This is a genomic window from Methylosinus sp. DMC45, from assembly GCF_056313885.1.
On the sequence record NZ_JBQUZK010000003.1, the window covers coordinates 212507 to 237587 of the forward strand.

Sequence of the window (25081 nt, forward strand, 5' to 3'; positions counted from 1 at the left end):
CATGATCCTGCGCCTGCGCACCGGCTCGGAGACGCTGATCCTCGGCCCGCGCGCCGCTTTCGCGGGCCTCGCCGGCCGCGACCGCCGCGCGCTGGTCAGCGAATATGAGGTGCGTCGCCGGCTGCGCCTCGCGCTCGCCGATCCCGAGGGCGCCGATGCGCTGCGCCGCGCATTCGCGCTTTGGCGGGAGGAGGGCGCGCGCATTCGCGAGGCGGACGATCGCGCGCTGATCGATCGCGTCGCGCGCATGAGCCGTAATGGCGCGCTGGCGGCTTTCGTCGTTCAGGATCGCGCCAAGGGCCTCGGCGTCTCCACGGCCGCCGCGCCGCCGGGCGGCGCGAAGCTCGCCGATATGAATCTCACCGGGATGAACATGCAGGAGCGTCTGACCGCGACGCTCCGCCTCGTTCCGAACCATTTGAGCGGAACGACGAAGCAGGCTTTCGCCGAGCTCATCGAGCCCAAGGCGCTGGCGATCACGGTCGAGGTGCTGGCGCTATGGGCGATCTCCCATGCTTTCGGCGCGGGCGAGGCGATCGACGCCGTGCTGCTGGGCGCGGGCGTCTATTTCGGCGGCGCGCAGGTCTGGCAGGGGCTGCATGCGCTGTTCCATGCGCTCGATCTGATCCGCATGGCGCAGAGCGCGGCGCAGCTCGACGAGGCGGCGGCGATTTTCGCCGAAGGCGTCACCAGGCTCGGCGTCGCTGTTCTGATCGCCGCGCTGACCCATGGCGCCGCGAAAAAAGCCGCGCGATGGACGGAGAAGAAGCCGAGCCTGCGCAACACGCCGCAGGAGAGGGCGCCGAAGGCGGAGAGGTTCGAGCCCAAGCCGAGCAAGCCGGCCGGGCCCCCGATTGAGCAGAAGCTGTTGCAGCCCGGACTGACGGAGCAGCTCGCGAAAATCTATGAGAAGGCCCCGGCGGCGAAGCAGGAGATAGACGCCATCGCCGCGGAAATCGCCGAGAAGACCGGCGGCGCGGTGGCCAAGGCGCCGCTCAAGGACATCGACCGGGCGCGCGCGAAGATCATCGCGGATTATCAAGGCGACGCCTCCCGCATCCGCGACATAGCCCGCAACACGATCGTCGTCGAAGAGGAGAATTTCGACGCCGCCGTCGCGCTGCTGAAGGAGAAAGGCGCCAAATGCAAGATCATCGACGCGGGATCGGACGCGCTGGGTTATAGCGGCGCCAATACGGTCTTGAAGACAGAAGCCGGGATCATGGCGGAAATTCAAGTCAACACGCCGCAGATGATCTACGCCAAGGAGACGCCCGAGGTCGCGAAGCTGATCCTGGGCGAGGAGAAATATGCGGAGATCGCCAAAGCCGCGAATCTCGAGGGCGGACGCGGGCATGCGCTCTATGAGGCGTATCGCGATCTTCCGGCCGGCGATCCGCGGGCCGCGGAGATCGAGGCCGAGAGCCGCGCCTATTACGACGCCATTCGGCGCGCGGGAGGAAAGTGATGGGACTATCGAAAGCCGATTTTCGCGACCGCGACATCTATGTCGACTATCCTTTCGAGGATGTGATGTTCCGCTTCGACAGCAAGACCGGCGGCTTCTTCCAAAAATTCTACGGCGCCGCCCATGAGGCGGCGGTGCCGCACGACAACAGGCTGCTCACCGAGGCGATTCTCCAAGGCGAGGAGATCGACGCCGCCGCCTATCACGCCGGAAAAAAATGATCGGCGCGCGGCCGGAATGTGCGTCATCTCACATCGCCGCGCTTCCCGCCTCTGATATCGGTTGCGACGACGACAAGGGCGATGATAGCGTCCCGTCATTGGGATCGCGTCTATTCATCAGACAATGGCCATCGGCGAAATGACGAAGCATTGGAAAAATTTCGTCCTTGCCCTCGCGAGCCTCGCTCTCGCGGCCGTCGTCGCGTCTCCCGCCTTCGCCGAGCGCCGCGTCGCTCTCGTGCTCGGCAACGCCGAATACGACCACATCGCCAGACTGAAAAATCCGGTCAATGACGCCAAGGACGTCGCCGAGACGCTCGAGAAGGAGCTGGGCTTCGAGGTGATCGCCATCGTCAACGCCCGCAAGGATCAGCTGGACGGCGCGCTCGCCGACTTCTCCCGCAAGGCCGCCGGCGCCGATGTCGCGCTGTTCTATTACGCCGGCCATGGCGTGCAGAACGAGGGCAAGAATTATCTGCTGCCGACCGACATCGCAGTGAAGGATGTCGCCGATGTCGAGTTCAAGGCGCTGGACATGGACCGCGTGCGCCTCGCCCTGTCCAAATCCGCGGGCGTCAATATTCTCATCCTCGACGCCTGCCGCAACAATCCTTTCGACAGTCTCGTCACCGCCTCGCGCTCGGTCGACGGCGGCATGCTGCCGCGCGGCCTCGAGCGGATGGCCGTCGCGGTCAACAAGGGCGCCAAGGGCATTCTCGTCGCCTATGCGGCCGCGCCGCATGAGGTGGCGCTGGACGGCGCCGGCCGCAACAGCCCCTTCGCCGAGGCGCTGCTCAAGAATCTGAAAGCGCCGGAAGTGGAGATCCGCCGGCTGTTCAACCTCGTCAGCGACGATGTCGCGCGCACGACCAAGGGCAAGCAGTCGCCGGAAATCTCCAGCCGCATCTATGGCGACTTTTATTTCCTCAGCCCGGACGAAATGGCCGAGCGCGCGTGGCAGAAGGCCTCCAAGACGCAGGACCCGGCCGATTTCCGCAGCGTGCTGACGCTCTATCCGACCTCGCCCCGCGCTCGCGACGCGCAGCTGCGGCTCGATCTCTTCGAGAGCGTGCAGCGCTGCAACGCCGAGCAGAAGGAGCTGGAGGCGATCTCCCCCACTGATCTTACGCGCCTGCGCGCCGCCGCCGGACGCTTCTCCTGCGACGCCGCGCGCAAGAGCGCCGAAGCGCTCGTCGCCAAGGCGGAGGAGAAAGAGCGCCGCGAGCTGGCGAGCTGCGAGGCCGACAATAAAACGCTCGGCGCGCTCAGTGAGGACAATCTCGCCGGCCTGCGCGCCGCCTCCGCGAAAATGTCCTGCCCCGACGCGCGCCGCCGCGCCGGCGATCTCATCGCCCGGCTCGAGGCGAAGGAGCAGCGCGAGCGCGAGATTTGCAACGCCGATCTCGCGGCGCTGCATTCGGTCGCGCGCGACGATCTTTTCGGCCTGCGCGCCGTTTCCGGCCGCCTCGCCTGCCGCGCGGCGATAGAGGAAGCCAAGCCGCTGGTCGCGGCGCTGGAGGCGAAGGAACGCCGCGAGCGCGAGACTTGCGACGCCGAACGCAAGGCTTTCGCCGCCGTCGATCCGAGCGATCTTCCCGGCATGCGCGCCGCCGTCGGCCGCATGACTTGCGCCGCCGCGGTGGAAGGCGCGCGCTTCGTGCTCGCCCGCCTCGAGGAAAAGGAGCGCCGCGAGCGCGATATTTGCGACGCCGATCGCAAGGCGCTGGGCGCCGCCGGCGTGAGCGACATTGGCGCGCTGAAATCCGCCGCGGCCAAAATGCGCTGCGAGGCGGTGCGCAACGACGCCAATCTTCTCGTCGCCGAGCTGGAGAGCAAGGCGATCCGCATCGAGGGGCAGAGCTGCGACGCCGAGCGCAAGACCGTCGCCGGAATGGGCGGCGACCTCGCGCGGCTGCGCGCGGCCGCCCTGGGCATGAAATGCGACGCCGCGCGCGACGACGCCAAGGGCCGCCTCGCCAAGCTCGAGGAGCAGGAGACTCTCGCGCGCCAGACCTGCGACGCCGAGCGCAAGACGCTGCAATCCAAGGCGGACGACCTCATCGCTCTGCGCGCCGCCGTGCTGGCGACCACTTGCGAGGATGTGCGCAAGGACGGCAAGGCGCTGGCGGCCGAGCTGGAGAAGAAGCAGCGCCTCGCCAAGGAGAGCTGCGACGCCGATCGCAAGGCGCTGGACGGAAAGTCCGGCGATCTCTCCGGCCTGCGCGCCGCGCTGGACGGCATGAGCTGCGAAACGGCGCGCGCCGAGGCCCGCCGCAAGATCGCGGAGCTGGAAGGCGCCTGCGCCGCCGATCGCAAGAGCGTCGCCGATGTCGATGCGACCAGCTTCGACGCGCAGCAGAAATTGGGCGCGCTGCGCGGCCGCAAATTCTCCTGCGGCGATGCGCGCGGCGATCTCGACAAGGCTGTCGCCGCGATCGAGACGCGCGTGCGCGCCGCGCAGACGCAATTGAAGACGCTCGGCTGCTATGCGGCCGCCGCCAATGGCAAGCTCGACGAGCCGACCAAATCCGCGCTCGCCGCCTATGCGAGCAAGAAAGGCGAGTCCGCGCCGACGCGCCTCACCGACGAGCTCGTCGCGCAGCTGCAGGGTCAGACCGAGACCGTCTGCCCGCAGCAGGCCGCACCCGTCGCCGCCAAGCCCGTGGAAGCGCCGGTCAAGGATGCGGCCCGCGAGGAGGCGGCTCCGGCCGCCAAGCCGGCCAAGCACAATGCGCGTCGCCATGAGGACGAGGACGAGGAGCCGGCGCGTCCGGCGCGGGCCGGCAAGCGCAATCAGATCGCCGCGCCGGTCGTCGCTCCGCATCATCTGCGCGAGCGCGCCCCCGTCGAGCGCCCGGTGGCCGCCCGCCCGGCGCGTCCGGCGGCCCCGGCCGTTGTCGCCGCTCCGGTCGCCGCGACGCCGAAGCCGCTCTCATGGTCGCATAATCCGGGCTTCTGATTTTCAAGTTTGGCCGCTCAGGCGCGCGTCAGGCCCCACATCGCGAAGGTCGCGAGCGCCGCCTCCACTTGCGCGCGCGTGCGGCTCTCCTCCGCCTCGCCGGACATTGCGCGGGCGAGATCGTCGACCGTTCGCGTTCCGTCGAGCAGATCGAGAAAGCGCCGCGTGTCGTCGCCCTCGAGCGCGACTTGCGAATGCCGATAGCTCGTCACCGAGCCGAGGCCGAGCCGCGCCTGCGCGCGCGCCAGCGGATTGGCGAAAGGCTTTTCGCCCGGATTTCGTCCGACGGGAAAAGGCTCCGTCGCCAGGCGCGCCATATTGCCGGCGAAGAGCCGCAGCAGCGCCGAGCGCGCCGCGGGCTCGGCCGCGATCTCGTCGATCGCGAGCGCGCGCGGATAGGACTCGCCGAGCCGGCGCATGGCCGCTCCGAACGCCTCGTCCCGCGTCGAGACCTCGCCCTTTCCGGCTGTCTTGAAAGCGTATTCGCCCACAGCGACGCTGGCGTCGACGAACGGTTCGAGCGGCGCCTCGAGATAGAGGCCGGAAAGACGCTCCGGGGCGAAGCGCCGTTCGAGCGGCGCGCCGGCGCGGCAAAACAGGCTGCGACGAAAAAACCGCGTCTCGACGAAATCGAGCGCCTGCTCATAGGCGATCTGATCGCCGCCGGTGAGCGGCAAGGATTGGCTCCAGAGCTCGCTCTCCCATAGCGCATGGCCCACCAGCGACGGATCATTGTCGCAAAGATAATCGAGCCCATGCGCGCGCGCCGCGGCGACGACCGTGGAGAAGAGCTGCGGATCGTAAATCTCGCCGAGCTCGTCGTGAAAAATGAGCCCATCCGGCCGGCCGAGAAAATCGCGCGCCTCCAGCGCCAGCGCCTTGCGAAAAGCATTATCGCTCGCCGACCATTGCTCGGCGTAGAAGCTCGCCGTCGCGCGCGCGGCGGCGATCTTGCGCTCGGGCTCCGCTATTCCCGCGACGGCGCTGAGAAGCATATCGCGCAGGCCCTGGCGCAAGCGGCAGCCCGGCAGCGCATTATAGCTGATCATGGCGACGCCGCGCGGCGACAGCAGCCGCCCGCACAGCGCCATCACCGCATCCTGAACAATTTTCGGCGCCCAGGCGTAGACGCCATGCGCGATGATGTAATCGAAGGATTGCGGCTCGCCGGCAAAATCGCGCAGATCGCCGCAAACGAGCCGCAGATTGGCGACGCCCGCGGCCGCCGTCAGCTCGCGCTCCGCCGCGACGGCGCGCTCGGAGAGATCGACGCCGATGAATTGCGCGCGCGGCGCGCCGATCGCCATGCTGGCGAGATTGACGCCATCGCCGGCGCCGATCTCCAGCACGCGGCAGTCCTGAAAGGGCGCGGCCAGCCGCCCCATCAATTGCGAAAGCGCGCCGAGCTGCGTCGGATGCGTCCAATGGCGGACAGCGTAAGGATAGTCCTGCTCGTCATAGACATTCGTCATGGGAATGGGCTCGCAATATGGACGCTCGATCCTCGATGAATTCGCCGCCTCATGCAAGGCGCGGCTGCAGGACGATCAGGCGAGAGCGAGCGACGCCGGCCGAAACGAATCCGCGCGCGCGCTGCGCCAAGCGGCGGCGAAGCGCGCATCCAATTCGCCGGAGAGAAACGCGCCGGGCGCCGGCGCCGGATAGAGCTCGGCGAAAGTCGCCGCCTCATGCGGAGAGATGCGGCGACAAAAATGCTCCGGCGCGAAATCGCTCGGATGATCGAGGCCGGCGGCGGCGGCGAGCTCGGCGAGCGCCATGAGCGTCGCATGATGAAAATTGCGCACGCGCTCCGCCTTGTCCGAGACGACGAGCGCGCGGCCGCGCGAGGCGTCCTGCGTGGCGACGCCGGTCGGGCAGCGATCCGTGTGACAGGACAAAGATTGAATGCAGCCGAGCGCGAACATGAAGCCGCGCGCGCTATTGCACCAATCGGCGCCGAGCGCGAGCGCGCGCGCCATGTCGAAGCCCGTGGCGATCTTGCCGGCGGCGCCGATGCGGATGGCGTCGCGCAGGCCGACGCCGATCAGCGCATGATGCGCGAAGGCGAGTCCGTCGCGCATCGGCATGCCGATGTGATCCATGAATTCCAGCGGCGCCGAGCCGGTCCCGCCTTCCTTGCCGTCGACGACGATGAAATCGGGATGGAGGCCCGTCTCCAGCATCGCCTTGCAAATGGCGAGAAACTCCCATGGCTGGCCGAGGCAGAGCTTGAAGCCGACGGGCTTGCCGCCGGAGAGGGCGCGCAGCCGCGCCAGAAATTGCAGCAATTCGATCGGCGTCGAAAAGGCCGAATGCGCCGCCGGCGAAATGCAATCCTCGCCCATGGGCACGCCGCGAATGCGCGCGATCTCCTCGCTCACCTTGGCGGCCGGCAGCACGCCGCCATGGCCGGGCTTCGCGCCTTGGCTCAGCTTCACCTCGATCATCTTGATCTGATCGCGCGTGGCGATCTCGGCGAATTTCTCCGCGTCGAATGCGCCCTCGCGCGTGCGGCAGCCGAAATAGCCGGAGGCGATCTGCCAAACGACGTCGCCGCCGGCCTCCTGATGATAGGGGCTGAAGCCGCCCTCGCCCGTATCCTGCGCGAACGCGCCCTTGCGCGCGCCGAGATTGAGCGCGCGAATGGCGTTGCGGCTCAAGGCGCCGAAGCTCATCGCGGAAATATTCAAGAGCGAGATGTCATAGGGCTGCGCGCAATCGCCGCCGACGCGCGTGCGAAAATGCTCATGCGAAACGGGCCGCGCCGCGATCGAATGGCGCAGCCATTCGAAGCCTTCCTCATAGACGTCGATTTCCGTGCCGAAGGGCCTTTTGTCTATGCTCATCTTGGCGCGCTGATAGACGATGGCGCGCTTGTCGCGGCTGAACGGACGGCCGTCCTTATTGTCCTCGAAAAAATATTGCCGTAGCTCCGGCCGCACATGCTCCAGCAGAAAACGCAGATGCGCGGAAATGGGATAGGCGCGCAAAATCGCATGCTCGCGCTGCAGCAGATCATGCGCGCCGAGCGCGCAGAGCGCGGCGCAAGCGAGCGCCGCCGGAAAGAAGGCGCTCGCTAGATCGCCCTTCGTCGCTAAGGCGCAGACGACAAAGCCCGCGACGCTGAGGGTGAGCGCGATGAAGCGCGGCGTGAAGGGGAGAAAGAGCAGGCGGAGCATGTTCGAAATCTCCTTCACAAATGTGACGCGGCCGCCGCGGGGCGCAGGCGGATCGGCGGCTTTTCCGCGGCGAAGCGCCGAAGCCTCTCACGAGACAGCTGCATTCGCGCGACCACCGTGCGCGCGAGCGCTTTTCCCCGCGCTTGCCGGCGCGGAGGCGCGAATGATAGTCTCGCCTCGCTTGTTCGGGCCTTTTGCGTCATTCGAGATCCCTCGCACGCATGATCGCTTTTCCTGATTTTTCCTGCGCTTTGCAGCTGATCGCGTCGCGCCGCCTTCGCCGCCTTTCTTCTGCCCGTTCACGGGGAGAAGGTGCGGATGAGGGGCTCGGGACGTTTTGCGTTTTTGGCCAACGCCCCGAGCCCCTTGCGTCGGCCCTCTCCCCGCTCGCGGGGAGAGGGAAAATGCAGCGCAAAGGCCTATCGTCTGTTCTGCGGCGAGGCGTGATCGCTTGCGCTATGCTCGGTCTTTTCACGCACGCCGCATCGGCCGAGACGCGCGCCATTCTCATCGGCGTCGATCATTATGAGCATGCGCCGCCCTTGCGCGGCGCCGTCGCCGATGCGCGCGATCTCGAGGCGAGCCTGCGCGGACGCGGCGCGCGCGACATTGTGACATTCATCGACAGAGCGGAGCGCGCCGCGGTGATGCGCGCGCTCGACGCCATGTTGGCGCGCGCGCAAAAGGGCGATACGATCTTCCTGACCTTCGCCGGCTATGGCGCGCAGCAGAACGCGCCGATTCTGGTGCTGCCGAAATTCGATCCGAGACAGGCGCGCGACAATGGCGAGAAAATCGCGCGCGCCGAGCTCGATTCCATGATCGACGCTTTCGAGAAGAAGGGCGCGCGCGTCTTTCTCATCGCCGACGCCTCTTTCGGCGAGAGCCTCGCGCGCGAGGTCGATCCACGCGCGGCGAAGCTCGTCTATCGCTCACTGAATGAAGGCGCTTCCGCCGCCACGACGAAGATCGCGCCAAGGGATTTCGCGCGCTCGGTCGTGCTGATGGCGGCGGATGCGCAATTCGAGGCGCCCGAGCTGGAGATTGTCGGCGTCGGCCGACGCGGCGCGCTGAGCTACGCCGTCGCGCGCGCGCTGGAGGGCGCGGCGGACGCCGATGGCAACGGCGCCGTCACGACGGCGGAGCTCATCGCCTATGTCAAAGGGCTCACCTATCAGCTCAGCGATCAGCGTCAGAGCGTCGCCGTCGTCGAGCCGCGCGGGTTCGACGCCTCGAAGGATGTGATCGCGCAGCTCGGCCGCGGCGTCGGCGTGCAGGCCGTGGGCGGATCGCCGGCGGAAGAGGAAGAGGCCGCGGCTTCCTCCGGCGGCGGCGGGCTGACGATCACGCCGCTGACGCCGAAATCCATGGCGATCGGGCCGGGCCAGAGCCTGCCGCCGGCAAAGCCCGCCGCTCTGCCGCCGCGGCCCAAGGAGCCGATCCGCCTCGCTCTGCGCGGCGCGGCCGCCGAACGCGGAACGGGCGCCGGCGCCCATGCGCCTTTCGTGCTCGTCGGCGCCGATGCGGCGGCCGATATCCTCTGGGATGCGGCGAGCCGCGACGCGCTCTCCGGCGGCGATGTGCTGGCGCATAATGTCGATGCGCATGAGCTCGACGTTCTGATCGACCGCGCCGCGACGGTGCGCTGGCTGAAGCTCGTCGCTGGCAAAGGGCCCCTGCCGATGCGCGTCTCGCCCGAGGGGCTGCGGCGCAAGGGCGAGCGCGTCGAGATCACCATAGGCGGAGTCGCCGGCCGCAATCTGCTGCTGTTCGACCTCACCGGCGACGGCGTGCTGCAATTGCTCTATCCGCTCGCCTCCGACCCGCCCATCGTGCAATCTTCCGACTATCGGCTGAGCGTCGTCGCGGGCGAGCCCTTCGGCGCCGATCAGATCATCGCCATCGCCTCGACGCGGCCCATGCCGCAGCTCGAGCAGGCGCTGCGGCAGCTCGATCGGCTTCGCAATCCGGCCAAGGTCATCGATATCGTCTCGCAATTTTCGAACGGCGAGGCGCAGCTCGGCACAGTCGGCATTTTCACCGCGCGTTGAAAAGGAGGAGAGAATGATGCGGCGTCTTTGTCTCCCGCTTCTCTGCTGCGTCGCGAGCGTCGCGCTCGCCGAGCCGCAGGATATGACGCGCTCGGTGCGCATCATCGACGATCCGCCAGCGGAGGCCGCGCCGTCGCCGCAGACGCAAGCGCCGGCGATCCCCAAGGAGCCGGCCAAGGCCGCCGGCGCGGGCGTGCGGATCGAGGTGCTGCCGCAGGAGGAGTTCGCGCTCGGCGCGCCGATGAGCTTTCGCGTGACGGCGGAAAAGCCCGGCTATGTGATATTGGTCGATGTCGACGCGCAGGGAAAGCTGGCGCAGATCTTCCCCAATATGGTGACTTTGGCGGACCCCGCCGGCGTCGATGAGAAGGCCAATTTTCTGAAAGCCGGCCAGTCGATGACGCTGCCGGACGCCAGCGGCAAATCCGCCTATCGCTTCGTCGCCTCGCCGCCGACGGGCGTCGGCATGGTGGTGGCCATATTGAGCGACGCGCCCTTGCAGATCGTCGATCTGCCGGATGTGCCGGCGGCCATCGCGGGCCAGGCCAAGGCCGCGGATTTCGTGAAGGATTCGACGCGAATGCTGCAGATATTGCCGGCCGAGGGCGAGCGCCCGATCCGTGCGCCCAAATGGTCCTTCGCGACGAAATTCTACGGAATCAAGTGAGCCGCCGAGCTTTCCCGTATCGGCTATTTCGCTCCGCGCGGGCGCCTGATCTGCACATAGAGCGCGCCTTCGCCGCCGTGATTGCGCGCCGCCTCGCCGAAGCCGACCACGAGATCGCGCATCGCCGGGGCGCTCAGCCATAGGGGCACGAGGCGGCGCAGCACGCCGCCTTCCTCGCTGCGCACGCCCTTGCCCGTCACCACGATCGCCATGCGCGCACCGGCCGCTTGGGCGCGGCGCAGAAAATCGTAGAGCGCCGTCTGCGCCTCGGCCTGGCGCAGGCCGTGGAGATCGAGCTTGGCCTCCACCTCGAGCCGGCCGCGACGCAATTTCGTGCGCGTGCGGTGATCGATCTCCGCCGGCGGCGCGGCCGGGCGGGGCCGCGGCTTTTTCTCCGCCGGAGCGGGCGTCGGAGGAGGCGGAGCGGCGGCGCCTTTCTTCGGCTCGCCGGCCTCGACCGGCTGCTCCTCCGGCGGGCGGCGACGACGGCCGCGCGACGGCCGCACATCGGCCGTCACCTTGTTCCACAGCTCTATCTCTTCTCGGGACAGAAAACGCGAGCGACGCGATTCGCGCGGCGGATCACTCATCGCCGCCCGCTCCTCGCGGCAGCAGCACGGTGAAATCCGCCTTGTGGCGCACCAGCCCGGCGAGCGCCCCGGCTTCGTCCCCAGCGCCGAAGAAGAGATCGGCGCGCGCCGGTCCGAGAATCGCCGAGCCCGTGTCCTGCGCGATCATCAGCCGGGCGAAGGGCTCCGCCGCCACGCTGCGCCAGGGCACGGTCGCGCTGATGAAAAAGGGCAGGCCGTAGCTCCACAGCGAGCGATCGACGGCGATGGAGCGAAGCGGCGTCAGCGCGCAGCCCTCGCCGCCTATGGGGCCGTCGCGCCGCTCCGGCGAGGAATCGGCGCGGAAGAAGACATAGGAGCGGTTCTCCTGCATCAGTCGGGCGCCGGGCGCGCCATCCTCCTGGCCGAGGGCGCGGATTTCCGTCTTCAAGCGCTCGAGCGACATTTCGCTTTGCGGAACAAGCCCACGCTCGATGAGCAGGCGGCCGATCGACGTATAGGGACGGCCATTGCGGCCGTCATAGGTGAGCGGCAATTCGCGCCCATCGGGAAAGCGCAGCCGCGCCGAGCCCTGCACCTGAATGAGAAACAGCTCGACCCGATCGCGAACATAGGCGATCGGCCGCGGCCGCTGCTCCGGCGGGCCTTCCTCCAAGGCGCGGCGATCGGGATAGGGCTCGAGGCCGCCGTCGGCCCGCCGCCGGGCGGAGGTGAGCGCCTCGCCCGCCTCGCCGCGAATGGGCGTCTCGTTCAGCGTGACGAGATCGGCCGGACGGGCCGGGACGGGCGTGCGGAATTGCGCGTCGGGAGCCTCGCGCGCCTCGATCACCGGCTCGTAATAGGCGGTGACGAATCCGGGCCCGCGCAGTCGAAAGGGACGGAAATTGGCGGCGAAAAAATCGAGCGCCACATCTTGGGAGAGCCGCGCCGCATCCATGCCCACGGCGATGCGGCAGACGCGGGCCAGAGCTTCGTCTGCCGGCAGAGCCGGGCGGAGCGGCGGCGCAGCGGAGAGGATGATTTCGGCCGAACGGCGAAAGACACGAAAGGCCGCGCCGAGATCGTCCTGAAAAATGGCGTCGATCGAATCGAAACCGACTGGATCGAGATCGACGGACGCCACTCGAGATCCGCCTAATGAACCGTTTCGGTCGCCACGAGCTTCCAATTCGGATCACGCGACGCGACATCGCGCGCGAAAGTCCAGAGGTCGACGATCTCGAGCGGAGAAGCGGAATCGCCCTCGATCGCGGCGCCGGCGCTGTCGCGGCGGACCGATTGGAGCTTGGCGACGAAACGAATGGTGATCTGCGCCTTGCGGAGCTCGACCTTGGCGTCCTCGACCGTGGCGGAATCGATGGAGACGACATGGGCCTCGGCCGTCTCGCTGCGCTGCTCACGCCCGGCGATCTCGCCGGAGAAGCTGTCGAACACCTCTGTCGAGAGGAGGTTGCGCAGCGTGTCGCGATCGCCCCGCGCGAAAGCCTCGACGATCATCTCATAGGCCTTCTTGGCGCCCTCGACGAAGGCGGGGCCGGAGAAGCCGCGATCGGAGGCGGCGATCTGGTCCAGACCGCGCCAGCCATTGCTGCCCGATTCGGCGAGGCCTTTCCAGCGGTCGGCGTCCAGCGCGCCATTGGCGGGCGACGGCGCGAAAGCCGAGCCTTGCGGGGCCGGAGCCGGGCCGATCCGCCTTGCGGGGCCGGCGCGATCGGAGGCCGGGCCTTCGCGATCGACGCGCACGCCGAGGACGGACCACAATTTCCAAACGACGAAAGCCGCGAGCGCGGCGAAGACCAAGATGGAGGGGTCGAAATCGGATCCCGACAAAGGGCGTCTCCCAGTCGCAGGGATTGTCCGGTATCATGTCGCGTCCCAGATGTCACGAATCAACCCCTCGCCGGGGTTTCTCATGGCGGGAACGGAGGGCGCGCCGAGGTGAACAAGTCGAAACTCGTCGCCTATGTGCTGACAGGCTGGCTCTTCGTCGAGATCCTGGCCTTCGTGCTCGTCGTGCAGTTTCTCGGCGTGATGGCGGCCGTGGCGCTCGGCGTCGGCACGACGCTGCTGGGCCTCGCCGACGTCAAGCGGCTGTTCGTCTATCTGCGCAGCCGCGTCGGCCAGCCGCGCGAGGAGCTGAAATCCGGCGTCGCTCTGCTCGAGGGCGGGCTCGAGGCGGTCGGCTCGCTGCTGCTCATTCTGCCCGGCTTCGCCTCTGATCTCGTCGGCCTGGCGCTGAAGTCGCCGTCGATCCGCGCGCAGGTCGCCGATCGCATTCGCGGCAAGACCGAGCGGCAGGGTCCGCAGACCATCGATCTTTCCCCGGGCGAGTGGAAAGCCATTGTCGATGAAGGCCCAAAGCGCCGCGTGCGCGCGCGTCGCGCCCCTCCCGCCAAAGTTGTCTGATCGGCGTCAAATCCGTTGTCGCAGGCAAGGGGACGTGTTAGGCGGGCGCCGTGACAGGCGCCGTCATGCCATAGCGCCTGTCGGGAGCCGAAATCGGCAGGGAGTTCGACGATGACCGATACGAATGGAAACGGCTCCGGCCCGACCGGCGCCCCGGCGCTCAACGTGCTCGTGCAATATGTGAAGGATCTCTCCTTCGAGAATCCCAATGCGCCGCGCTCGCTGCAGCCGCGCCAGAATCCGCCGGAGATCGGCATTCAGGTCAATGTCAACGCCCGGCAGATTTCACCGGAAGACTTCGAGGTCTCGGTGACGCTGGAAGCCTCGGCGACCGAGAGCGAGGAAGTGCTGTTCAAGCTCGAGGTGGATTACGGCGGCGTGTTCCGCCTGCTGAACATTCCGGCCGAGCAGATTCATCCCATCGTGATGATCGAATGCCCGCGTCTGCTGTTCCCCTTCCTGCGCCAAGTGGTCGCCGACGCCACGCGCAATGGCGGCTTCCCGCCCCTCTATATCGATCCGATCGACTTTTTCGCGCTCTATCAGCAGCGCGCGGCCCAGGCGCAGCAGGCTCCGGCCAACGCCAACTGAGCGACCCCCGGTCGTCATCGCGAGAAGCGAAGCGACGAAGCAATCCCCCTTACGGCTCTGGATTGCTTCGCTGCGCTCGCAATGACAAACCCTGGGAAATCGCAGAGGCGAGCCGTCAGGCTCGCTTCTCCATCGGCGTCTCGATGGCCGGCTCGGCCGTCTCCGGCTGCGCGAGATAGCGCAGCCACATCGGCTCCTTGCCCAGCTTGGCGATAAAGGCCTCATGCGCGGCGCGCTCCGCCTCGGTGAGCAGCGGCGCCAGCTTTTGCGGCCGACTACGCAAAAATTCTCCGCCATTCTCCTCCGCCAGAGTCGCGGCGTCCGCTTGCAGAATGAGCGCCGTTTGGCGGCCGCCCATCAGCTCCGCATAGACTTCCGCGAGCAGGCCGGCGTCGAGCAGAGCGCCATGCTTGTCGCGGCGCGTGAGATCGACGCCATAGCGCTGGCAGAGCGCATCCAGAGTATTGGAGGCGCCCGGATGCCGACGGCGCGCGATGGTCAGCGTGTCGACGACGCGATCGAAAGGAATCGCCGCCTTTCCGAGCAGGCCGAGCTCGAAATTGATAAAGCGCATGTCGAATTCGGCGTTATGCGCGACGAGATTGGCGTCCTCGACGAATTCCAGAAAGCTGTCGGCGATCTCGCGGAATTTCTTCTGCCCGGTGAGAAAGGCCGAGGAGAGGCCATGGACGCGAAACGCCTCCTCCGGCATGTCGCGTTCTGGATCGAGATAGAAATGGAAGGTGCGGCCGGTCGGGATGAGATTGGAAATCTCCACCGCGCCGATCTCGACGATGCGATGGCCCTTGGTGGGGTCGAGACCGGTCGTCTCCGTGTCGAAGACGATCTCACGCATCGGCAGCCTCTCTCGATCGGATCAGCGCGACGGCTTTCGTCGCGCCAGCTCCTCGAGGATTAGCCGAACTTCCTGCCGAGCGGAATCCAGGCCGCGCTCGCTATGCACCACGAAATCGGCGCCGGCGCGCTTTTGCGCGTCGGGAATCTGCTTGGCGAGTATGGCGGCGAATTTTTCCTCCGTCATGCCCGGCCGCGCCAGAACACGCGCGCGCTGAATATCCGCCGGGGCGGAGACGACGACGACGGCGTCGACATCCTTTTGTGCGCCGATCTCGAAGAGGAGCGGAATATCGAAGACGACCAGAGGCTCGCCCGCGCGGCGACAATTCTCGAGAAATTCGTCGCGGCCGATGGCGACGAGCGGATGCACCAGCGCCTCGAGACGGCGCAGCGCCTCCCCGTCGCCGAGCACGCGAGCAGCGAGGCGGGCGCGATCGACGACGCCATCCGCCGTGACGCCCGGAAACAGCTCCTCTATCTGCGCCGCCGCGGGACCGCGATAGAGCTCATGCACGGCGCGATCGGAATCATAGACGGGGACGCCTTCGGCGCGGAAGAGATCGGCCGTCGTCGATTTGCCCATGCCGATCGACCCGGTGAGGCCGATGACCAGAGGACGGGGCGCGGCGTCGGCGCTCATGACAGAATCGCTCCCTCACGGCGCAGCGCCTCCAGCACCGGCAGCAGCGGCATTCCGATAATGGTCCAATGATCGCCGATTATGCGCTCGAAGAGATGAACGCCGAGACCTTCTATCTGATAGGCGCCGGCGCTGGTCGTCGCCTCCTCGGCCACGAGCTCGAGATAGCGGGCGAGAAAATCATCCGAGAAAGCGCGCATCGTCAGATCGGCATGGGCGACGGTCTCGAAGATTATGGCGCCGTCGCGGGCGAGAGCGACCGCCGAATGCAGACGATGCGTCCGCCCGGAGAGGAAGCGCAGCTGCTCGCCGGCGGCGGCGACGTTCGCCGGCTTGCCGAAACGGCGTCCCTCGCAGCTCGCCACCTGATCCGCGCCGAGGACGAGAGCGCCCGGCCGCGCCAGCGAGACGCGCTTCGCCTTGTCGCCGGCCAATCGCGCCGCGACAACGTCCGCGCCGCCGCCCGCGGCGACAACCTCGGCTTCCACGGCGCGCTCGTCGATCTCCGCCGGGTGAATGAGAAAAGGCGCGCCGGTCTGCTCCAGCGCCATGCGCCGGCCTTTGCTCTTGGAGGCGAGAATCAGCGGCGCGGCGAGACGCCAGAAGGCGCTGGGACGATCCTGTGGCAGTCGAACCTCCTCCGATCGATTCCCACAGGCGTGGCGTGGTCGTGGGCATTATGGGGAAAAATAAGCGCCGGCGGGCCGGGCATGTGCACAGCTGCGCATAACGTAGCCCATCGATCAACAGGCGTCGAAACGAGTGGGGAAAAGCGGATGCTAGGCCATTGCAGCGCGGGATTCTCCGCCATCCACGGCAGAGCTTGTGGGCGGATGTCGGCAAGCCTTTGTTAATGTTTCATTTACCAATTTGTCCACAGCGGGGGCGCAAAAGGCTCTACAGCAAAGGTCACGATACGTAAGGTGTGGACAAAAGGTTGACGAAAATTAACCTTCGTTAATGAACCGCCAATAAAATCAAAAAAATCTCTTAAAGATTGAATTTTCTTTTTGTGTCGTTTTGGGTTAGCTCCAAAGCCGGAGGGAGCGCAGAGCATCCCTTTTCGTTCCCGATGCTGCCGGAGCAATAAGCGAAATGGGTGATCTCAAGCCTCTCCTCGCCGTTCTGGGCGGAGAAGCACGCGCCGTGCCGCCGATCTGGCTGATGCGACAGGCCGGCCGCTATCTGCCGGAATATCAGGAGCTGCGCGCCAAAGCCGGCAGCTTTCTCGACACTTGCTACAATCCGCAGACGGCGGCGCGCATCACTCTGCAGCCGATCGAGCGTTTCGGCTTCGATGCGGCGATCCTGTTTAGCGACATTCTGGTCGTGCCAGATGCGCTGGGGCAGAAGGTCTGGTTCGAGACGGGCCATGGGCCACGGCTGATCCCGCTGGAGAGCGACCGCGACATAGAGGCGCTCGCCGAGAATTTCGATCTCGGCAAGCTCTCGCCGGTGTTCGAGACGATCGACCGGGTGAAGGGCGAGCTGCCGAAGTCAGTGACTTTCATAGGTTTTTGCGGCGCGCCCTGGACGGTGGCGAGCTATATGATCGCCGGCCGCGGCACGCCGGATCAAGCGCCGGCCCGCCTCTTCGCCTATCGGCGGCCGGAGGCGTTCGCGCGGCTCATCGATATTCTGGTCGAGGCCTCCACCGCCTATCTCATTCGCCAGATCGACGCCGGCGTCGAGGTTTTGCAGCTCTTCGACAGCTGGGCCGGCGTGCTGCCGGCTCACGAGTTCGAGCGCTGGGTCGCGGAGCCGCTGAGGAAGATCATCGCGGCGGTGAAGGCCGCCCGGCCCGGCGTGCCGATCATCGCCTTCCCGCGCGGCGGCGCCACGCATCTGTCCCGTCTCGCCGGGACGCTCGGCGCCGATGCGCTGGGGCTGGACACGGCCATCGATCCCGACTGGGCGGTGAAGGAGATCCCGGCCGGGCCGGCGCTGCAGGGAAATCTCGATCCTCTCGCCCTGCTGGCCGGCGGGCCGGCGCTCGATCGCGAGATCGATTCGATCTTGCGGAGCTTTGCCGGACGTCCGCATATTTTCAATCTGGGTCACGGCGTTTTGCCGGAGACCCCGTTAGAGCATGTCTCGCAATTGATCGAGCGTATTCGCGGAACAGGAAATTAAAGCCATGTATCTCTGGATCAAAGCTCTGCATGTGATCGCGGTGATCTCCTGGATGGCCGGGCTCCTCTATCTGCCGCGGCTGTTCGTCTATCATACGGAAGTGGGGCAGGGCGCGCCCTCGGCGCTGTTCAAGAAGATGGAGCGCCGGCTGGCGCTCTACATCATGGCTCCGGCGATGATCGTCTCTTGGGCGGCCGGCCTGGCGCTGATCTATTTCGGCTCCTTCCATGGAGCCGGCTGGCTGCACGCCAAACTGGCGCTCGTCGTCCTTCTGACCGGCGTCCACTTCTATTTCGGCGTCACGCAAAAGGCTTTCGAGCGCGACGAGAATCACCGGCCGGCGAAATTTTTCCGCTTCATCAATGAAGTCCCGACGCTGCTGATGATCGGCATCGTCATTTTGGTGATCGTCAAGCCGTTCTGAGGACAGGGAATTTTCCCCGTCTTTCACGGAATTGTCATGAGCTTCGGGCGGATGGCTTGCCTTTCCGCCCGAAAAGGATTAATTGCTGACTTGCTCACCTAAAGGCAGATCGTCGTTTCGCACGACAGCCGGATCCATACCGGCTCACCGGGGCATCGTCTCCCGCTTCCTTATCTGCCCCATCCCGCCGCCCTAGGCCAAGTTTCATCCGAATATCGTCGAGGATTGTCCCAAATGGGGGAAATCAAGCTTCAGGACCTGAAGTCCAAATCGGCCGCCGAGCTTCTCGCCTTCGCCGAGGAGCATGAGGTCGAGGGCGCGTCGCTCATGCGGCGCCAGGAACTGCTCTTCGCAATATTGAAGCAATTCGCCGGTCGCGACGTCGAGATCGTCGGCGAAGGCGTCGTCGAGGTGCTGCAGGACGGCTTCGGCTTCCTGCGTTCGCCGGACGCCAATTATCTCGCCGGCCCGGACGATATCTATGTGTCGCCCTCGCAGATCAGGCGCTTCGGCCTGCGCACCGGCGACACTGTCGAGGGCATGATCCGCAGCCCCAAGGAGGGCGAGCGCTATTTCGCGCTTCTCAAGGTCAATTCGATCAATTTCGAAGACCCGGAGAAGGTGCGGCACAAGGTTCCCTTCGACAATCTGACGCCGCTCTATCCCGACGAGCGCTTGAAGCTCGAGATCGACGATCCGACGCGCAAGGATCTTTCCGCCCGCGTCATCGATCTCGTCGCGCCGATCGGCAAGGGCCAGCGCGCTCTGGTCGTCGCGCCGCCGCGCACCGGCAAGACCGTGCTGCTGCAGAATATCGCGCAGTCGATCACCACAAATCATCCCGAGTGCTATCTGATCGTTCTCTTGATCGACGAGCGCCCGGAGGAAGTGACCGATATGCAGCGCTCCGTGAAGGGCGAGGTCGTATCCTCGACTTTCGACGAGCCGGCCGTGCGTCACGTCCAGGTCGCGGAGATGGTGATCGAGAAAGCCAAGCGCCTGGTCGAGCATCGCCGCGACGTGGTGATCTTGCTCGATTCGATCACCCGTCTCGGCCGCGCCTATAACACTGTGGTGCCGTCCTCCGGCAAGGTGCTGACCGGCGGCGTGGACGCCAATGCGCTGCAGCGTCCCAAGCGCTTCTTCGGCGCCGCGCGCAATATCGAGGAGGGCGGCTCGCTGACCATCATCGCCACCGCGCTGATCGACACGGGCTCGCGCATGGACGAGGTGATCTTCGAGGAATTCAAGGGCACGGGCAATTCGGAGATCATTCTCGACCGCAAGGTCTCCGACAAGCGCGTCTTCCCGGCCATCGACATCACCCGCTCCGGCACCCGCAAGGAGGAGCTGCTGGTGCCGTCCGACATACTCAAGAAGATGTATGTGCTGCGCCGCATCCTCAATCCGATGGGCACGGTAGACGCGATCGAGTTCCTGCTCGGCAAGCTGCGCGAGACGCCCAAGGGCAACGCCAGCTTCTTCGATTCGATGAACACCTGATCCGGCGCCCTCGGACGCGCCGGCGATGTGAATTCGCGGGGAGAACGTGTTCGAGGGTTTCGCCAATGTCTGGACCATTGTCGGCCTCGCGCGCGAGCTGAAGGCCGACGCGCCTCTGCCGCTCACTGTGGCCGGCGAAAAAATCGTGTCGTTCCGCGGCCCCGATGGCGCGCCGGCTGCGCTGATCGACCAATGTCCGCATCGCGGAGTCGCCCTTTCGCTCGGCTGTGTCGAGCAGGGCGAAATTCGCTGCCCCTTCCATGGCTGGCGTTTCGGCGTGGATGGAAGCCTTCGTCACATTCCTTGGAACCCGGAGGCGAAGCGCGACTCTATTCGCGCGACGCGGCTCCCTATGCGGGAGATCGACGGCGTCCTCTGGCTGCGCACGGCGCCGGGGGAGGCGTCCGACGCGCCGCCGCCGATCGTCTCGCTGACCCGCGGCCTGCGGCTCTGCGCGCAAAGCTTCGTCTGGCGCGCGCATTGGACGCGCGTGATGGAAAATATGCTCGATTCGCCCCATGTCGCCTTCATCCATCGGCGCACATTCGGTGGGGCCATGGCGCGCGCGCTCGACCAAGACCCGCAGGCCAGGATGGATGTGAGCTTCGAGCCGCATGACCATGGCGGCAAGATCACGGCCTCGGTCGTTGGACGGCAACGTCCGGCGACGCTGGATTATGTCTTTCCCAATCTGATGGAGCTGTCGCTCGACTTTCGCGGCCGCGTCTTTCGCATTTTCGCCGTGTGCATCCCCATCGGCGAACGGGAGACGCGTCTTCTCCTGCTCACCGCCCGCGGCTTTTTGCGCGCCTCGCTCTTCGATGCGCTGTTCCTCTGGTCCAACCGCCGAATCGCGGAAGAAGATCGCGCGATCGTCGAATCTTCGACGCCGCCATTCTCGCCGCTCGGCGGGGAGGAGGCTTCCGTGCGGACGGATGCGGCCACTCTGGCCTTTCGCCGGCTCTATCGTCAGCGCCTCGCCGGCTCCAGCGCCTGAATCTGTCCGGGACGCGTTCCAAGAACGCGCCCCGATGAGCTTTCCGCGACGGAGCTCCATGGAGCTCCGCCGACGTGGCCGCGCCGAGCCCGATGGATTTAGTCGGTCAGCTGGAAGGTGTTGCTCCCGAGCAGCGATTTGATCTGGTTCGCATCCGAGATGTCGAGCGTGTTGCCGGCGATATCGCTGATCGAAACGTTGATGATCGTCCAGGTTCCGCGCGGGAAATCCGTCTCATAGGTGAAATTCGCGGCTGCTGTCAGCTTCGCGGGGAGCTGAATCGGCGTGCCCGGCTGGCCCCATGCCTGCGTATAGATTTGGCCGTCCGGCGAGGCGAGGATAAGCGAGGCGCCGCCGACCCCCGAGAGGCTGTCCGATACGATCAGATCGGCCGCGAATACCGGCCGCGGGGAGGACAGGCTGACGGTCGGCGTGATCTTGCCGGAGAGAAGCTGCGGCTTGGCGCTGTCGGAATCGCCGATATTCGACAGATAGAAGGTCAGCTTGGGAAAGATTTTCGCGAGCTGATCGGGATTATAGGTGGTCGTGTTGCCGACGTAATCGGCGATCGTCGCGCTGACCAGCGTGTAGACGCCGGCCTCGGCTTAAGAGTTGAACCGATAGGTCGTGCCGAGCCGATTGACCGCGCCGGATGTCGGCGCCGCATAGGTGAAATAATAAATCGCGTAATTCTGACCCGACGGTCCGACGAAGTCGAATTCTGTCCAGGCGAGGCCAGTCGGCCCGGTCGCGAATTGGAAGAAAACGCCCGGCACGGCCGGCGGTATGTGCAGAGCGACGATCGGCGTCGAGATGAAGCCGCTGGTGATCTGCGGATTGCCGGAGGGAAGCGGAATGTTCGGATGGTTCCTGATCCAATCGAGGCGCATTTTCAGCGCATGCGCCGCGCGCCCGGCGGCGGCGAGTGGAATGGAGCTGTCGAATATTTCCTGAGCGGAGGAGGGAGTCGCGGCGCCGACAATGCTCGCGACGCAGACGATGAGGGCAAAAAATCGGGCGAGCATATTCGCTCCTTTTTTAAAAAATGCCCATTAACTATATCTTAACTATATTGCGATGGAAGCCGATTTTTTTGGGCTGTCGCGCTTCCGCCCGCGCTGCGATTCGTTCCAATCCTTTGCGATCGCTCGGCAGGAGCGCCGCGAGTCGTGGGAAGGCGCGTTCTTTCTTTTCCTGCGCGGGTAAATTCGAGTAGAGCATCAGGATCATGTCCAGCGACACGATCTTCGCCATCGCATCCGGCGCCGGCCGCGCCGCGATCGCGGTAATTCGCCTGTCCGGCCCGGCGGTTGCGCATGTGCTCGCGGCTTTGGCCGGGCTCACGCCTCAGCCGCGCTTCGCCCATTATGTGACGCTGCGCGCGCCGGGCGCGGACGAGCCGCTCGATCGCGGTCTCGCGCTCTATTTTCCGGCGCCGAATTCGCCGACCGGCGAGGATTACGCCGAGCTGCAAATTCATGGCGGCCGCGCTGTGGCGCGCGCGCTGCTCGGCGTTCTGGGCGCTTTTCCCGGGCTGCGCGAGGCGGAGCCGGGGGAATTTGCACGGCGCAGCCTCGCCAATGGCAAGATGGATTTGTCGCAGGTCGAAGGGCTCGCCGATCTCATCGATGCGGAGACAGAATTCCAACGCCGTCAGGCGATACGGGCGCTCGGCGGGGCTCTGCGCAAAAGAGTCGAAGGCTGGCGCGAGCGGCTGGTGGGGTCTCTGGCTCTGGTCGAAGCGGAGCTGGATTTTTCCGATGAGGGGGATGTCTTCGAGCCGGCGAAGGCGCTTCACCCCTTGCTCGAGCCTGTGATCGCCGAAATGGCCGAGGCGCTGACGGCGAGCGAAGCCAGCGAGCGTCTGCGTGACGGCTTTGTCGTGCTGCTGCTCGGCCCGCCCAATTCCGGCAAATCGACGCTGCTCAATGCGCTGGCGCGGCGCGAGGTGGCGATCGTCTCCGCCATTCCGGGAACGACGCGCGATATGATCGAGGTTCATCTCGATCTCTCCGGGATGCCGATCACCTTGGTGGACACGGCCGGTCTTCGCGAGGCGGAGGATGAGATCGAGCGCATCGGCGTCGCGCGGACGCGGGCCAGAATCGACGAGGCCGATCTGCTGCTGTGGCTCTCGGAAGGGGGGCGGGAGACGCCGCAATTGGAGCCTTCGGACGGCGCCGAGCTGATCCGTGTCGCAACCAAGGCGGATTTTCTAGATTGCACATCAGATGACCTTGCAATTTCCGCTCGAACGGGGTTTGGAATAGACCGACTTCTGGAGGAAATTGCGGGTCGCGCGAAGCGACGTCTGGGCGACGGCTCGACGGCGCTTCTCACGCGTGAGCGGCATAGGCGGCTCATTCAGGAGGCGAAATTGGCGGTCGAGACCAGTCTCGATTCCGGCAAGGCGCTCGAATTCGTCGCGGATGATCTGCGTGTCGCAGGCCGGGCGCTCGGTCGGATTGTCGGCGCCGTGGATGTGGAGGAGGTGCTGGATGCGATTTTCTCGCAATTCTGCATCGGCAAATAGTTTCACGTGAAACAGGATCGAGGATAGGAAATTGAGCCGACCGGCCTATGACGTGATCGTGATCGGGGGCGGCCATGCCGGCTGCGAGGCCGCCGCGGCGGCGGCGCGGCGTGGCGCGCGCACGGCGCTCGTCACCCATTCGCGCGCGACGATCGGCGCAATGTCCTGCAATCCGGCGATCGGTGGGCTCGGCAAGGGCCAGCTGGTTCGCGAGATCGATGCGCTCGATGGGCTCATGGGCCGTGTCGCCGACGCCGCCGGCATTCAGTTTCGGCTGCTCAATCGCTCCAAAGGTCCGGCCGTGCGCGGTCCGCGCGCGCAGGCGGATCGCAAGCTCTATCGCGAGGCGATGCAGGCGGCGATCGCCGCGACGCCGAATCTCGAGGTCGTGGAGGGCTCGGCGGAAGGTCTCGTCCTGCAAGACGGCCGCGTGACCGGCGTGACCCTGGACGGAGAGACGCTCGCCGCGGGCGCGGTGGTTCTGACTACCGGGACCTTCCTCAATGGCGTGATTCACATCGGCGCGACGCGCTATTCCGCCGGCCGCATGGGCGAAAATCCTTCGATCGGCCTCGCCGCGGATCTGCGGCGCATCGGCTTCGCCGCCCGGCGGCTGAAGACCGGCACGCCGCCCCGGCTCGATGGCAGCACGATCGACTGGGCGCGGCTCGAGGAACAGAAGGGCGACGAGATCCCGGAGCCCTTTTCTTATCTCACCCGGACCATCGCCAATCCGCAGATCGCCTGCCATATCACCCGCACCAACGCCGCGGCGCATAAGGTCATTCTCGACAATCTCGAGCATTCGCCCATGCGCAGCGGCGCGATATCGGGGCCGGGTCCGCGCTATTGCCCCTCGATCGAGGATAAGGTCACGCGTTTCGGCGACCGCGACGCGCATCAGATTTTCCTCGAGCCGGAAGGCCTAGACGACGACACTGTCTATCCCAATGGCGTCTCGACCTCGCTGCCGGAGGAGGTCCAGCGCGCTTTCATCCAGAAGATCGAAGGGTTGGAGAAGACGCAGATTCTGCGCCCCGGCTATGCGATCGAATATGACTTCGTCGATCCGCGCGAGCTCGACGCCACGCTGGAAACGAAACGCGTGAGGGGGCTGTTTTTCGCCGGCCAGATCAATGGAACGACCGGCTATGAGGAAGCGGCTGCGCAGGGCCTCGTCGCCGGGCTCAACGCCGCGGCGCGGGCCGGCGGCGCAAAAGCGAGCGTTTTCGATCGCGCCGAGGCCTATCTCGGCGTTATGATCGATGATCTCGTCACGCGCGGGGTCAGCGAGCCTTATCGTATGTTCACCTCGCGCGCCGAATATCGTCTGTCGCTGCGCTCCGACAATGCCGATGAGCGCCTGACCGGCAAGGGCCTGGAGATCGGCTGTATCGGACGTGAGCGCGAGCTGGCGCATCGGGACAGAATGGACAAGCTCGACCGCGCTCGCGCGTTGCTGCAGCAATTGTCGCTCACCTCCGCTGCCGCGGCGCGCGCCGGGTTGCCCATTAATCAGGACGGGCAGCGACGCAGCGCCTATGCTCTGCTGTCCTTCCCCGAGATCGATCTGCCGCGGCTCGCGGCGATCTGGCCAGAGCTTGGCGAGATCGATGCGGAGACGTCCGCGCGTGTCGAGACCGACGCACGCTACGCCGTCTATCTCGATCGGCAGAGCGCCGATATCGAATCCTATCGCCGGGACGAGCAGCTGGCTCTGCCCGCGGCTCTCGATTATCGGGAGATCGGCGGGCTCTCCGCGGAGCTTTGCGCCAAGCTGTCGGCGCTGCGTCCGCGCACGCTCGGCCAGGCCCAGCGCATAGAGGGCGTCACTCCAGCGGCCCTCACGCTTTTGGCGGCGCGAGCGCGGCGTGGGTGATCA

Annotated in this window: 23 protein-coding genes; 13 read left to right on the plus strand and 10 right to left on the minus strand. The window is 66.0% G+C overall.

Features of this window, described 5'->3' with window-relative positions:
* Nucleotide 1 precedes the first annotated feature (1 nt).
* From ACT53T_RS01160 to ACT53T_RS01170, 3 genes are all read left to right on the plus strand, one after another.
* Nucleotides 2-1468 carry a hypothetical protein gene (locus ACT53T_RS01160; RefSeq protein ID WP_476159573.1) on the plus strand — a complete coding sequence of 489 codons (1467 nt, stop codon included), beginning with the start codon at nt 2-4 and terminating at the stop codon, nt 1466-1468.
* Complete coding sequence (locus ACT53T_RS01165; RefSeq protein WP_476159574.1) at nt 1468-1689, plus strand: hypothetical protein; 222 nt, start codon at nt 1468-1470, stop codon at nt 1687-1689. Before ACT53T_RS01160 ends, ACT53T_RS01165 begins: the two co-directional genes overlap by 1 nt.
* Nucleotides 1690-1828: 139 nt before the next feature.
* A complete protein-coding gene (locus tag ACT53T_RS01170; RefSeq protein WP_476159575.1) occupies nt 1829-4648 on the plus strand; it encodes a caspase family protein in 2820 nt (939 codons plus the stop codon).
* A gap of 17 nt (nt 4649-4665) precedes the next feature.
* Here ACT53T_RS01170 and ACT53T_RS01175 read toward each other — a convergent pair whose 3' ends face one another.
* A complete protein-coding gene (locus tag ACT53T_RS01175; RefSeq protein WP_476159576.1) occupies nt 4666-6120 on the minus strand; it encodes a methyltransferase regulatory domain-containing protein in 1455 nt (484 codons plus the stop codon).
* A 75-nt stretch (nt 6121-6195) separates the two neighbouring features.
* A complete protein-coding gene (locus ACT53T_RS01180; RefSeq protein ID WP_476159578.1) occupies nt 6196-7827 on the minus strand; it encodes an FMN-binding glutamate synthase family protein in 1632 nt (543 codons plus the stop codon).
* Between the two features lie 404 nt (nt 7828-8231).
* Between ACT53T_RS01180 and ACT53T_RS01185 the strand changes: the two genes are divergently transcribed.
* Together ACT53T_RS01185 and ACT53T_RS01190 are read left to right on the plus strand one after the other, a co-directional pair.
* The gene (locus ACT53T_RS01185; RefSeq protein WP_476159579.1) at nt 8232-9878 is read left to right on the plus strand and encodes a caspase family protein; all 1647 of its coding nucleotides are present in this window, start codon (nt 8232-8234) and stop codon (nt 9876-9878) included.
* Between the two features lie 13 nt (nt 9879-9891).
* Nucleotides 9892-10545: a DUF4384 domain-containing protein gene (locus ACT53T_RS01190; protein ID WP_476159580.1), complete on the plus strand. Its 654-nt coding sequence runs from the start codon at nt 9892-9894 to the stop codon at nt 10543-10545.
* A 23-nt stretch (nt 10546-10568) separates the two neighbouring features.
* On the opposite strand, the gene ACT53T_RS01195 is transcribed toward ACT53T_RS01190, so the two are convergent.
* The 3 genes from ACT53T_RS01195 to ACT53T_RS01205 are packed head-to-tail and all read right to left on the minus strand — an operon-like array spanning nt 10569 to nt 12944.
* Complete coding sequence (locus ACT53T_RS01195; RefSeq protein ID WP_476159582.1) at nt 10569-11135, minus strand: Smr/MutS family protein; 567 nt, start codon at nt 11133-11135, stop codon at nt 10569-10571.
* A complete protein-coding gene (mltA, locus tag ACT53T_RS01200; RefSeq protein WP_476159583.1) occupies nt 11128-12237 on the minus strand; it encodes a murein transglycosylase A in 1110 nt (369 codons plus the stop codon). Before mltA ends, ACT53T_RS01195 begins: the two co-directional genes overlap by 8 nt.
* Before the next feature lie 11 nt (nt 12238-12248).
* Nucleotides 12249-12944 (minus strand): Tim44/TimA family putative adaptor protein, encoded by a 696-nt coding sequence (locus ACT53T_RS01205; RefSeq protein ID WP_476159585.1) that lies wholly within the window; start codon nt 12942-12944, stop codon nt 12249-12251.
* Nucleotides 12945-13052: 108 nt separating this feature from the next.
* Here ACT53T_RS01205 and ACT53T_RS01210 point away from each other — a divergent pair, with 108 nt between their 5' ends.
* Together ACT53T_RS01210 and secB are read left to right on the plus strand one after the other, a co-directional pair.
* The gene (locus tag ACT53T_RS01210; RefSeq protein WP_036293567.1) at nt 13053-13520 is read left to right on the plus strand and encodes an FxsA family protein; all 468 of its coding nucleotides are present in this window, start codon (nt 13053-13055) and stop codon (nt 13518-13520) included.
* Between the two features lie 111 nt (nt 13521-13631).
* A complete protein-coding gene (secB, locus tag ACT53T_RS01215) occupies nt 13632-14111 on the plus strand; it encodes a protein-export chaperone SecB (RefSeq protein ID WP_400770245.1) in 480 nt (159 codons plus the stop codon).
* Nucleotides 14112-14226: 115 nt separating this feature from the next.
* On the opposite strand, the gene dnaQ is transcribed toward secB, so the two are convergent.
* Genes dnaQ through ACT53T_RS01230 form a run of 3 tightly spaced genes read right to left on the minus strand, consistent with a single transcriptional unit; the run spans nt 14227 to nt 16193 of the window.
* The gene (gene dnaQ, locus ACT53T_RS01220) at nt 14227-14967 is read right to left on the minus strand and encodes a DNA polymerase III subunit epsilon (protein ID WP_476159586.1); all 741 of its coding nucleotides are present in this window, start codon (nt 14965-14967) and stop codon (nt 14227-14229) included.
* Between the two features lie 21 nt (nt 14968-14988).
* Complete coding sequence (coaE, locus tag ACT53T_RS01225) at nt 14989-15609, minus strand: dephospho-CoA kinase (RefSeq protein ID WP_476159588.1); 621 nt, start codon at nt 15607-15609, stop codon at nt 14989-14991.
* Nucleotides 15606-16193, minus strand: a complete 588-nt coding sequence (locus ACT53T_RS01230; RefSeq protein ID WP_476159718.1) for a Maf family protein — start codon at nt 16191-16193, stop codon at nt 15606-15608. Before ACT53T_RS01230 ends, coaE begins: the two co-directional genes overlap by 4 nt.
* 511 nt (nt 16194-16704) lie before the next feature.
* Here ACT53T_RS01230 and hemE point away from each other — a divergent pair.
* From hemE to ACT53T_RS01250, 4 genes are all read left to right on the plus strand, one after another.
* The gene (gene hemE / locus ACT53T_RS01235) at nt 16705-17742 is read left to right on the plus strand and encodes a uroporphyrinogen decarboxylase (RefSeq protein WP_400770241.1); all 1038 of its coding nucleotides are present in this window, start codon (nt 16705-16707) and stop codon (nt 17740-17742) included.
* A gap of 4 nt (nt 17743-17746) precedes the next feature.
* Nucleotides 17747-18166 carry a protoporphyrinogen oxidase HemJ gene (gene hemJ / locus ACT53T_RS01240; protein ID WP_018267348.1) on the plus strand — a complete coding sequence of 140 codons (420 nt, stop codon included), beginning with the start codon at nt 17747-17749 and terminating at the stop codon, nt 18164-18166.
* 234 nt (nt 18167-18400) lie between these two features.
* A complete protein-coding gene (gene rho / locus ACT53T_RS01245; RefSeq protein ID WP_018267347.1) occupies nt 18401-19669 on the plus strand; it encodes a transcription termination factor Rho in 1269 nt (422 codons plus the stop codon).
* Nucleotides 19670-19715: 46 nt separating this feature from the next.
* Nucleotides 19716-20666, plus strand: a complete 951-nt coding sequence (locus ACT53T_RS01250) for a Rieske 2Fe-2S domain-containing protein (protein ID WP_476159590.1) — start codon at nt 19716-19718, stop codon at nt 20664-20666.
* A 605-nt stretch (nt 20667-21271) separates the two neighbouring features.
* Here the strand turns inward: ACT53T_RS01250 and ACT53T_RS01255 are convergent.
* Both ACT53T_RS01255 and ACT53T_RS01260 read right to left on the minus strand, forming a co-directional pair.
* Nucleotides 21272-21691 (minus strand): hypothetical protein, encoded by a 420-nt coding sequence (locus tag ACT53T_RS01255; protein WP_476159591.1) that lies wholly within the window; start codon nt 21689-21691, stop codon nt 21272-21274.
* Between the two features lie 31 nt (nt 21692-21722).
* Nucleotides 21723-21920: a hypothetical protein gene (locus tag ACT53T_RS01260; RefSeq protein WP_476159593.1), complete on the minus strand. Its 198-nt coding sequence runs from the start codon at nt 21918-21920 to the stop codon at nt 21723-21725.
* Here ACT53T_RS01260 and mnmE point away from each other — a divergent pair.
* Entirely contained in the window at nt 21895-23199 is a 1305-nt protein-coding gene (gene mnmE / locus ACT53T_RS01265; RefSeq protein ID WP_476159594.1) for a tRNA uridine-5-carboxymethylaminomethyl(34) synthesis GTPase MnmE, read from the plus strand. The two genes, ACT53T_RS01260 and mnmE, sit on opposite strands and share 26 nt — an antisense overlap.
* 31 nt (nt 23200-23230) lie before the next feature.
* Nucleotides 23231-25078 carry a tRNA uridine-5-carboxymethylaminomethyl(34) synthesis enzyme MnmG gene (mnmG, locus tag ACT53T_RS01270; protein ID WP_476159595.1) on the plus strand — a complete coding sequence of 616 codons (1848 nt, stop codon included), beginning with the start codon at nt 23231-23233 and terminating at the stop codon, nt 25076-25078.
* Nucleotides 25079-25081: the final 3 nt, after the last annotated feature.